The organism is Sulfurospirillum arcachonense DSM 9755 (assembly GCF_000597725.1).
In the GTDB taxonomy this organism is placed as follows: Bacteria; Campylobacterota; Campylobacteria; order Campylobacterales; family Sulfurospirillaceae; genus Sulfurospirillum_A; species Sulfurospirillum_A arcachonense.
In genome coordinates this window covers 119,370-130,298 of record NZ_JFBL01000005.1, presented here as the reverse complement: position 1 = coordinate 130,298, position 10,929 = coordinate 119,370, and the positions used below count along the sequence as shown (strand labels likewise).

Annotated in this window: 13 protein-coding genes; 3 read left to right on the top strand and 10 right to left on the bottom strand. The window is 31.6% G+C overall.

From position 1 onward, the window contains the following. Window positions 1-61: 61 nt before the first annotated feature. The 3 genes from purM to K354_RS14000 are packed head-to-tail and all read left to right on the top strand — an operon-like array spanning window position 62 to window position 2,341. Complete coding sequence (gene purM / locus K354_RS0105720; RefSeq protein ID WP_024954545.1) at window positions 62-1,057, top strand: phosphoribosylformylglycinamidine cyclo-ligase; 996 nt, start codon at window positions 62-64, stop codon at window positions 1,055-1,057. Continuing rightward, entirely contained in the window at window positions 1,057-1,863 is an 807-nt protein-coding gene (locus K354_RS0105715; protein ID WP_024954544.1) for a YdcF family protein, read from the top strand. The genes purM and K354_RS0105715 overlap by 1 nt, the downstream gene beginning before the upstream one ends. Before the next feature lie 34 nt (window positions 1,864-1,897). Continuing rightward, window positions 1,898-2,341, top strand: a complete 444-nt coding sequence (locus tag K354_RS14000) for a hypothetical protein (RefSeq protein WP_024954543.1) — start codon at window positions 1,898-1,900, stop codon at window positions 2,339-2,341. Window positions 2,342-2,366: 25 nt separating this feature from the next. Here the strand turns inward: K354_RS14000 and K354_RS0105705 are convergent, their stop codons facing one another. The 10 genes from K354_RS0105705 to rsmA form a co-directional block, all read right to left on the bottom strand. Beyond that, a complete protein-coding gene (locus K354_RS0105705) occupies window positions 2,367-2,777 on the bottom strand; it encodes an NfeD family protein (protein ID WP_024954542.1) in 411 nt (136 codons plus the stop codon). Further along, complete coding sequence (locus K354_RS0105700) at window positions 2,777-3,700, bottom strand: SPFH domain-containing protein (RefSeq protein WP_245600573.1); 924 nt, start codon at window positions 3,698-3,700, stop codon at window positions 2,777-2,779. Before K354_RS0105700 ends, K354_RS0105705 begins: the two co-directional genes overlap by 1 nt. A gap of 18 nt (window positions 3,701-3,718) precedes the next feature. After that, a complete protein-coding gene (locus K354_RS0105695; RefSeq protein WP_024954540.1) occupies window positions 3,719-3,994 on the bottom strand; it encodes a DnaJ domain-containing protein in 276 nt (91 codons plus the stop codon). A 9-nt stretch (window positions 3,995-4,003) separates the two neighbouring features. Then, window positions 4,004-4,387, bottom strand: coding sequence for a CDGSH iron-sulfur domain-containing protein (locus K354_RS14635; protein WP_024954539.1), 384 nt, complete (start codon window positions 4,385-4,387; stop codon window positions 4,004-4,006). 189 nt (window positions 4,388-4,576) lie between these two features. Then, window positions 4,577-5,119: a dienelactone hydrolase family protein gene (locus tag K354_RS0105685; protein WP_024954538.1), complete on the bottom strand. Its 543-nt coding sequence runs from the start codon at window positions 5,117-5,119 to the stop codon at window positions 4,577-4,579. Between the two features lie 3 nt (window positions 5,120-5,122). After that, entirely contained in the window at window positions 5,123-6,304 is a 1,182-nt protein-coding gene (locus K354_RS0105680; protein WP_024954537.1) for a replication-associated recombination protein A, read from the bottom strand. Beyond that, entirely contained in the window at window positions 6,300-7,067 is a 768-nt protein-coding gene (locus K354_RS0105675) for a pseudouridine synthase (protein WP_024954536.1), read from the bottom strand. The genes K354_RS0105680 and K354_RS0105675 overlap by 5 nt, the downstream gene beginning before the upstream one ends. Before the next feature lie 8 nt (window positions 7,068-7,075). Next, window positions 7,076-8,038 (bottom strand): KpsF/GutQ family sugar-phosphate isomerase, encoded by a 963-nt coding sequence (locus K354_RS0105670; RefSeq protein WP_024954535.1) that lies wholly within the window; start codon window positions 8,036-8,038, stop codon window positions 7,076-7,078. An 8-nt stretch (window positions 8,039-8,046) separates the two neighbouring features. Then, window positions 8,047-10,053, bottom strand: coding sequence for a ribonuclease J (locus K354_RS0105665; RefSeq protein WP_024954534.1), 2,007 nt, complete (start codon window positions 10,051-10,053; stop codon window positions 8,047-8,049). After that, window positions 10,019-10,870 (bottom strand): 16S rRNA (adenine(1518)-N(6)/adenine(1519)-N(6))-dimethyltransferase RsmA, encoded by an 852-nt coding sequence (gene rsmA / locus K354_RS0105660; RefSeq protein WP_024954533.1) that lies wholly within the window; start codon window positions 10,868-10,870, stop codon window positions 10,019-10,021. The genes K354_RS0105665 and rsmA overlap by 35 nt, the downstream gene beginning before the upstream one ends. Window positions 10,871-10,929 lie beyond the last annotated feature (59 nt).

Sequence of the window (10,929 nt, the reverse complement as noted above, 5' to 3'; positions counted from 1 at the left end):
AATTTAGCACGATTTTAACATAAATTTGTTAAAATAGATAAAAAATATTTAAGGGCAATAGATGAGCACAGTTAGTTATAAAGATGCTGGCGTTGATATAGACGCTGGAAATCAGTTTGTAGAAAACATTAAACCTATCGTAAAATCAACTTTTGATTCAAATGTAGTAGGGGGAATTGGTTCATTTGCTGGTGCATATGAATTGCCAACTGGTTATAAAAAACCTGTTATGCTTGGAGCAACTGATGGTGTTGGAACGAAACTAAAACTTGCTATTGACTCTGGAAAATATGATACAGTAGGTATTGATTTAGTAGCAATGTGCGTAAATGATCTTATTTGTAATTTTGGAACTCCTCTATTTTTCCTTGACTACTATGCTACTGCAAAACTCGAAATTGCAGACTCTACTGCTGTTGTAAAAGGGATTGCCCAAGGTTGTATCGAATCTGAATGTTCACTAATAGGTGGTGAAACAGCAGAAATGCCTGGCATGTACAGTGGTAAAGATTTTGATTTAGCTGGTTTTTCGGTTGGAATTGCAGAAAAAGATGAGATGAATAGACTTGTTCATGTAAAAGCCGGTGATGTTTTAGTAGCACTTCCAAGTAGTGGTGTTCACTCAAATGGTTTTTCCCTTGTAAGAAAACTTTTCTTTGAAAAATTAGACTATAAATTTGATACAGAGTTTGATGGTAAACCATTAATCGATACACTTTTAACTCCTACAAAACTCTATGTAAAAACATTTAAAAAACTAAAGAATAAAATCAATGCTCTTGCACATATCACAGGTGGTGGTATTGTTGAAAATTTACCACGTGTTTTACCTGAAGGTATGCAAGCCACAGTTTACAAAGACAAAATCAAAACTCTTCGTGTATTTGATTTCATGTCTAAACATGTGGAAGAAGATGAAATGTACAGAACTTTTAACATGGGTGTTGGTATGGTTCTTGTTGTTAGTCCTGAAAATGTAGATGCGGTTTTAGCTGATTCTGATGGATATGTTATAGGTGAATTAAAAGAGGGTGAGAAAAAGGCAATAATGCTTTAATGAGTACTATTTATGTTATCTCAAAACTTTTTACATACCTGGTTTTACCACCAGGTATCTTTATAATTTTCTTTTTACTAGCCTCTTTTTATACAAAAAAATTTCGTGCTATTTTTATACTTGTCGCTTTATCTTTTTTTGCTTTAAGCAATTCCTATGTTTCAGAACTTCTTTTACGTCCTTTAGAAAAACCTTTTAACCAAACACTCAAAAAAAATAACTATGTAAATGCTGTTGTTGTTTTAGGAGGAGGTAAAATAGAAGGAAGTGCCAATATACCATTAGGAAGTGCTGCTTATAAAAGAGCTTTATGGGGTTTAATGATAGCAAAATCTCACAATTTACCTTTACTTTTTTCTGGTGCTGGAATTGATAAATATACTGAAGCTGATGCTTTTTTAGAAAGCATGAAAGAGATTAGTAAAAACTTAGGTGTAGATATACCTATCTCTTCTTCTACCTTTGAACTAAATAATTTTGCTTTACATGTAGAAGATAAAAGCTTAGACACCTACCAAAATGCAAAATTTTCAAAAGAAAAATTTAAACAAATTGGTATAGATAAACCAAATATATATCTTGTAACATCAGCATTTCATATGAAACGCTCAATTGCACTTTATGAATACTTTGGATTTAAAGTAGTCCCAGCTGCTACAGATTTTCGTCTACGTACTAAAGAAAATAAATTAACTATCTGGTCATTTATGCCCAGCTTAGGTGCTCTTAATAATAGCTACACAGCACTTCATGAATATGCAGGATTATTAAGTTTACATTTAAGAAATTTGTTTAGTAAGGAATAATTTTTGCTTGTTCTTTTTTTAAAAAGGAGTTCTTATGCAAGTAAACAATACAACCTTAACTAGTGAGCTAAGTATTTTTCAACAAAATACTCAAGCTAATATCACCCAAACAAATAATGAGTTTGAAAAACAGTTAATCAATGCCATTAAAACGCAAAAACCTGAAGAACCTGAGAAAGATGAAGCTGTAGAAACCTTTAAAGAGCAACTTACTTCTCAAGGAGCTTTGAAGTATATACAAAACTTTAATCTTGAAAAAATAGAGAAGCTTTTAGAAGAAAAACGTGAAACATTAAAAGCAACTCTTGGTTTAGATGAGGCTACACAGCCACCTTTAGAAGGAGATGCTAGAGATTCTGCACTAGCAACACTTGATACAATGATGAGTGATTATGCAAAAGAGCTACAAGAAAGAATGGCAGCTCAAACTCAATTAGAAAATAATACTAAAAGTCCTTTATCTTCTTTACTCAGTTAAAATATATCCTCCAAGGAGGATATATTTACTTTTTTATTACTGCTTTATTTTTAATAATTTCAATATTGACTTTATCTCCATTTTTATAAGAGCTAATATCATCATTGGTATTCCAGAAAGTACCTTCAAACTTTATCTGTTTACCATCGATAACACCTATCCCTCCAACATGAATATGTTGCTCTTTATTACTACTGCTTTTTTGCATTAATTGAATAAATTTTTTCCTAAAAACTAAAATAAGTATTAACCCAATACAAAGGGCTGTCGCAAGTTGAGAATATAAACTCTCAAATTTTATAATATAAAGTTCTAAAATAGAGACTATAACAAAACCCAATCCTATAGGAAATAGAAAAAATGAAAATACTAAAACTTCTAATCCTACTAAAACTATACCTATTGCTAAGAGCCATTCATAAGATAACGCTTCCATTATTTTGTTTTATTTCCAAAAAATTCTGAAACCATAGATAAAGAGCCTATCAACTCTGTTGCTTCATATGGAACTATAACTTTATCTTTTGAATCACTTTTTGCCAATTCATTAAATGCTGCTATTCTATCTTTCGTTAAAAGATACTCTGCACTTGAACTATTTTTAGTAATTGCCTCATTAATCATATCCATAGCTTCTTTTTGACCTTCTGCCAATGCAATTTGCTCATACTTTTTAGCTTCTGCCATTCTCTCAATTGCTTCTGCTTCAAGTACAGTTTGTTGTTTTAAACCTTCTGCATTTCTTATAACAGCTTCTTTATTTGCAATCGCCGTAAGCTCGATCGCTCTTTTTTCTCTTTCAGCTTTCATTTGCATGTTCATCGCTTCTTCTATCTCTTGTGGAACTGAGATATCACGTAGTTCAACCCGCATAGTTTTCACACCCCATTTTTGAGTTGCTTCATCAAGTGCTAAAAGAATTCTTTTGTTAAGTGTATCTCGTGAAGAAAGCGTTTCATCTAAGGCCAATTGCCCAATTTCTGCTCTTAGAGAAGTTGTAGCTAAATTGGCAATCGCCTGCTTATAATCAACTACCCCATATACCGCTTCTTTAGCTGTTTCTACTTGAATAAACACTATACCATCTACAGATATATTTACATTGTCTTTAGTAATAACACTTTGTCCTGGAATATTTATAATTTGCTCTTGTTTGGTTAATACTGCTCTAACTGAATCCAAGATAGGGATAATCAGATGAAACCCACCTTCTAAAGTTTTGTGGTATTTACCTAGTCTTTCTATTATCCAAGCATCTGCTTGAGAAACTATTTTTACACCTTTATAAATTATAATCACTAATGCCAAAATAATAGCAATTGGGATAATCATACTTGTATCTATACCTTGTATATACATCTAAACTCCTTTTTTATGTTATGAACGTCTAGTTATCCAATCTTCCATATTTAAAACAGATGGATACTGGTCTTGAAACTCTGTTTCACTAAAAGTAAATCTATATTCTTCCATATACTTCTTTAAAAGCTTATACGCTTTAGTTATCTCATCAAATTTTTTTGCATCCCCATCAGCCATATCAGGATGGTAAATTTTTGAAAGCTCTCTATATCTCATTTTTAAATCACTATAACTCACTTTTGTACAAAGTTGCATACATTCTACTGCCTTTTCAAACTCTTTGTATTTCATAGATTAAACTTAAAATGTATACTTTTTTGATGTAATTGTTTTATGTGTATCATCACAATAAGGCTGTTTTTGTGATGCACCACATCTGCATAACCTGTATTTGGTATTGTCTGCTTTTTCAATGTCTAATGAGCTTCTTTTCATAACACTCACTTTTACCCCTTCAAAAGTATCCTCTTCTCCTGCAGAACAGCTAAATCCTATCATACGATGAACACCATCACAAAAAGGTTGTTGGTTTGATTTTCCACATCTACAAAGTATGGAATTTTTTTTGATTTTTATAGAGTTACCTCGTATATCAAATAAAACATTATTGATAATTTCTTCATCACTATCTACACTCAATCGTATAGGTCCATTTTCTAACATCTTTATTTTTATGCTTTTCATATTTATCCTTTAACTATAACATTACAATTTTTTAAAATAAGCCTTTGTATCCTAAAATTACTGCAAATACAGTAAAAACCCTATATATTATAAAATAATTAAGCATAACGCAATTATACTAGGTTTATGAGTCTATAATTTATATCTGTTCATTATAGAATGATTATTTTAAAAAAGAAATAACTTATATTAATTTAAACGTAATAAATCAATTTGTTTGATATATTCTTTTTCATTGTAGTTGGTAGAATAATAGTTCATAAATCCATGAAAATGATTTACTGTAGTAATTTCTACATTTTTCTTTTGAACAAGTTCATTTTGTAGTTTTTCTACATCAAAATGTTTTTCATACTTAGGAAAGATTAGCTTTGTATCAAAATTTGGATTTATATTAGTAAAGTTTCTTATTTGTGAGCCATAAAAACAAACCGCATTTTTAACATACTGACTTGATGAAGTTTCAGATAATCTCCAAATTATAGAAGCTCCTATACTAAATCCTACTAGTGAATTAGTAGAGTTCTCTAATTGAAGTGCTTTTTGTAGCTTTTCTAAATAAGTATCAATTCCTACATTGTTCACAAAATAGGAGTAAGCCTCATTTTCATCTGTAAAACTCATATTTTTACCATCATAAGGATCAATTATTTTTTTTGCATTAATCTCTTTAGCCAATTGCACAAGAGCAGGAGTTTTACCAAATATGTCAGAAACTACAATTTTACTCATACGTTAACTTTTTATTTTTTTCAGCCACTCTTCTAAAGTTTTTTCAAAACCCATAGTAGAGTTTTCATAAAAATGAAGATTTTTTTCAAGATAGTTTTGTTCAACCCAACCACCAAAATCGTGAGGATATTTATATCCTTTTGGACTTGGACTTTTTAAGTGAGATGGAATTTGTAGTGCTTTTTCATTTTTTACATACGCTAACGCTTCATTTATCCCTTTATAACAACTATTTGATTTTGGACAACATGTAAGATACACAAGTGTCTGTGCTAAAATGATTCTTGACTCTGGAAATCCAATTTTACTCACAGCATTCAAACAACTTGACGCAAGGTTTAATGCATTTGGATTTGCATTTCCTACATCTTCACTTGCTAAGATGACTAACCTTCTTGCAATAAAATCTGCACTCTCACCACCATCAATAAGACGAGCAAGATAATACAATGCAGCATCGACATCACTACCTCTTACGCTTTTTATCATTGCACTTATAAGGTTATAGTGAGTATCATCTGAGCTAACACCATCTTTAAGTGCATTTGGTCGAAGTGATTTTAAAATCTCAAGAGTAACGTGAGTATCAACTTTAATTGCAAACTCTAAAAGATTTAAAAGTGAACGGCTATCTCCAGCACTTGAATCAAGAAGATACCTTTTTGCATCTGTATCAATACTAAATTCTACAATAGCTTTTGCACGCTCTATCACTTCTTCTAAATCATTTACATGTAAAGAAAAGAATTCAAATAACATAGAACGTGAGCGAATACCACTTGAGAGGGTAAAGTAGGGGTTCTCAGTACTTGCCCCAATAATAATTGCTTCTTTATTTTCCATAGGTAAAAGCAATACTTCTTGTTGCGTTTTTGAAAGGCGATGAACTTCATCAATAAAAATAAGTGGTTTAGCTAAAGAGTGTTTGTGATTTGCAAAAATTGTTCTAAAAGCATCTACTTTAACGCTAGTTGCGTCAAGTTCATAAAAAGGGAGTTCTAATTCTTTAGAGACAATTCTAGCAAGCGTTGTTTTACCAACACCTGCTGGTCCAAAGAAGATACAGTGAGGAATAGTCCCTGATTTTAAAAGTTTAAAAAAAGGGCTGTTTTCACTGCTTAAATGTTTTTGCCCTGAGAGTTCTTCTAAACAAGTAGGACGTAATTTAAGTGCTAGATTATCAATCACTTATCTCTTCTGTATATGAAATATAATCTCTTAGTGCTTTGTATTCGTTGGTTTCTAAAAACCTTGTTTTCCCAGGTTTTAACATACCTAAATCAACGATACCATAACTAACACGTTTTAAATCTACTACTTCAGTATCAAAATAGCCAAAGAAACGTCTTAATTCTCTATTTTTACCTTCTCTAATGGTCACTTTTACTGTAGAAAAATTTGGTCTACTTTTTATAATACGATAATCAACAAATGGAGCAAAATCCATTGCATGGATACTGCTATCGCTATGTCCACCTCTTCTTGCATCTTCAGCATGAAGGCCTAAACGCATAGCTTCTTCCATAGCAGGTGTAATTTCTCCATTGATTTTTACATAATAGACCCTTTCTAAATCTCCATGCATTAATGCACTTACAACTGAAGGAGAATCACAAAGTAAAAGTAAACCCTCACTTGCATAATCAAGTCTACCAACACTAAGATAGTGTGAATACTTTTGTGGTAAAGAATCATAAATTGTTCTTCTACCTCTATCATCTTTTTTACTTACTAACTCACCTTTTGGTTTGTTATAAACCAGCACTGTATATCCACTTTTTTCATAAAGTGTTTTTCCATCAACTGATACTTTATCTTCAAAGCTTGCTTTTGTTGCAAGATCCGTAACAACTTTCCCATCAATTTTAACTAAACCCTTTTTAATAAGCTCATCTGCTTCTCTTCTAGAATATCTTGTATTGTGAGAAATAATCTTATTTAAACGCATTTTTTCCATTATTTAATTCCTGCTTCTACAAGGTCATGAATATGTAAAACACCATCTACATTTCCATTTTTATTAGTAATAACTAAAAGTTGAATCTTATATTCTTCTACGACTTTTAAGGCATCACTTGCTAACATATTTGCATTGTCTAATACTTTTGGATTTTTACATGCATACTCTAAAACAGAATTTTCCATAGAAAAATTGTTATCTAAAAGAGCACGCCGTAAATCCCCATCACTTAAAAGTCCAACTAACTTATTTTGAGAGTTTGTTATAAGAATATTCCCTAATCTTCCTTCACTCATAGTCACTATAGCATCTTTTAAAGATGTATTTTCACTAACAATTGGCAAGTCTTTACTTCTCATTAAATCACTAACTTTAATAAAAAGTTGTTTGCCTAAACTTCCCCCTGGATGAAATGATGCAAAATCAGATTTTTGAAAATCTCTCTTTTTCATTAAACAAACAGCTAACGCATCACCTATGCCTAAAGTCAACGTAGTAGAAGAGGTTGGTGCTATATCTAAAGGGCAAGCTTCTTTTTCTATGTATATAGATAAAAATACATCACTATAACGCCCAAGAGAACTATTACTATCTCTTGCCATTCCTATTAGAGGAATATTAAATCTTTTAATATGAGGAAGAATTTTTATAAGCTCTTCACTCTCTCCACTATAACTAATAGCAAGAACAGCATCATCTGATCCAATCATACCCAAATCACCATGCATTGCTTCAGTTGGATGCAAAAAGAAACTACTTGTTCCTGTACTTGCTAACGTTGCAGCTATCTTTGCTCCAACTAATCCACTTTTTCCAACACCTGTTACTATTAGTTTTCCTTTTGTTTGCATAACAATATTAACAGCTTTTTCTATCTCTCGACCCAAATTTTCTGCACTTCTTAACAACTCTTTAGCTTCAATTTCTAAAACTTCTTTTGCTATTTGTATAAAATCCATAAATTTTCCTACATCGCAAATATCGTAGGAACGATAGTTGGATATTTTTTCATCTTTCTAAAGATATGTTTTCTTACTACTTGTCTCAATTCATTTTCGAGTGCTCTAGTATTTTGAAGTAACTCTTTTTTTGCATTAATAATAAATTGATCAATAATGCCTTCCATCTCTTTACTAAACACATGATCTTTAGAATCTGGTACTAAACCATAACTAACAACTTTTGGCTTTCCTATGAGCTTTTGTTCACTTTTATCAATCTGTGCTACTATCATAACTAGACCAGCATCAGCCATTTTCTGTCTATCTATAACAACATCACTTGATATTTGTTGATTAATTTGGTTATCTATATAAACTTTACCAACTTTTACACTTTTTACTTTTTTTACATACTTAGGACAAAGCTCCACCTGATCACCATCGCTCATAAGTAAGATATTTCTCGCTGGGATTCCACAACTAATTGCTGTTTCTTTATGTTTAACGATATGGTTATATTCACCATGAACAGGTAAGAAAAACTTAGGTTTAGTAAGTCTAAGGATTAATTTTTGTTCCTCTTGCGCAGCATGTCCACTAACATGAATCTCACTAAAATCTTGATACGCTACATTTGCTCCACTTTTTAGTAAAAAGTTTAATACTTTAGAAACACTTGATTCGTTTCCAGGAATTGCTTTTGCTGAAATTATAATTTGGTCACTTGTTTTTATTTTGATATGTCTATGCTCATCGGTTGCCATTCTATAAAGTGCACTCATCGTTTCACCTTGACTTCCTGTTGTCACTATTAATACATCTTTATCACTATACTTATTTACTTCATGTGGATCAATGAATATACTTTTATCAAAGTCTATATAACCTAAGTCAAGTGCTGTAAAAAGGTTTCTCTCCATTGAACGTCCTATTACACAAACTTTTCTACCATATTTTACACCATGCTCAATTGCTTGATAGACTCTATGAATATTTGATGAGAAAGTAGACATAATAACTCTACCTCTTGCTTTAGAAAAAATAGCATCAAATGTTTTACCTACTGTACTTTCACTTCTAGTAATCCCCTCTTTATAAGAGTTGGTACTATCACTTAAAAGTGCTAATACACCTTTTTCACCATAGTATGCAAAACGGTTTAAATCAGTTACGTATCCATCTATTGGAGTATGATCTATCTTAAAATCACCAGTATGGATGATAGTTCCAGCATCTGTTGTAATTGCTAGGGATGAAGCATCAATAATAGAGTGAGTAATATGTAACCACTCTACTTTAAAATCACCAATTTTTATAACTTTACGTTTTTCAACTGGACGGAATAGTTTCTTTTGTGCTTTTAATCCATGCTCATCAAATTTGTTTGCTATCATTCCTAAAGGAAGAGGCGTAGCATATATAGGGAATTGCATCTCTTTAAAAAGATATGGTAATGCCCCAATATGATCTTCATGAGCATGTGAAATAATAATCCCTTTAATTTTACTTTTGATTGTTCTTAAATAAGAAAAATCAGGAACTAAAATATCTACACCATGCATGTCTTCACTAGGAAAGCTCATACCAACGTCAAGGATAATAGCACTTGTATCAGTTTCAAATACACAGATATTTCCACCAATTTCACCTAAACCACCAAGTGGAGTTATGCGAATTTTTGCATCTGTTCCTAAATCTAATTGATTAAATCTTTGTAGTCTATCTTTGTGCATTTTTTGATTTGCTTCGATTGTACGACGCATATCATTTTGCCACTTTTCAGTACCTTCTAGAGTACTTGGCTTATTTTTAGCACTTTGAAATTTTCTGTTATTTTTTCCAGTATTTGGTTTTTTTGCATTTGGATTTGGTTTATTTGCTGGTTTATTTGCATTTGGATTTTCATTAACCTTATTTGCATGTGGAGCTGGTTTTTTTCTTCTTTGTTGAGGCTTTTTTGCTACTTCTGGTTTACCAGTTTCTTGTTTGTTTGCTTGATTACCTGTTTCGTTCTGTTTCTTGTTCTCTTCCATCTTTTTTACCTTCTGTTAATTCTTTGAATAGTAGATGATGAGACGAGACGCTTATTTCATGAGGTCGAATTGTAACTGGATATTCATATTTTTCTAAAAGTTGGTTTGCATATTTTTTTTCAACCCATGCTGAAATATTTTTTAACCACGTTTTTCTAGGAGCTGTAAATGAGAATCTTAAATACTTTTCAAACATTTTCAAATCTTCATTTTTCTCAAAAATTCCTGGAAAATCGCCTTTTATGAACTCTTGTTCTTTTTCAATCATTAAAATCGATGAGGTTACTTTAGGGCGAGGCTCAAATGATTCAGGAAGTACATCAAAAAGTATTTTGGATTTCCCAATACTCTGGGCTAAAATAGCCAATGATGTAAATTCTTTTGTCTTATGAGGTGCTGCAAACTTTTCAGCTACCTCTTTTTGAATCATAACAACCAAACTCTTGCACAGTGGGTCCCTTAGGGCTTCAAGTATAATAGTTGTGGCAATATAATATGGTAAATTTGCTACCATATCATAAGGTTCATCCGATAAACTACCTTCTTTAAATCTCTCTAGTACGTCACCTTCTACTAGAGCAAATCTACCCTCATCTTCTTCTTTAGAAAATTTATCTTTTAGATAGATACACAGTTCGCTATCTACCTCATATGCTACTAAAGGTTTAACCTCTAGTAGTCTTTGCGTCAAATCACCTAAACCAGGTCCAATTTCTATAAGTTTTCTCTTATTTTTGGGCATCGATTGGATGATTTTACTTAATATAGAAGTGTCTTTTAAAAAATTTTGTCCAAATTTTTTTTTTGCTGCTATCATGACTACCTCTCTAAATTTAGCCCGATTATAGCTAAAGAATACTTATATATTGATTATAG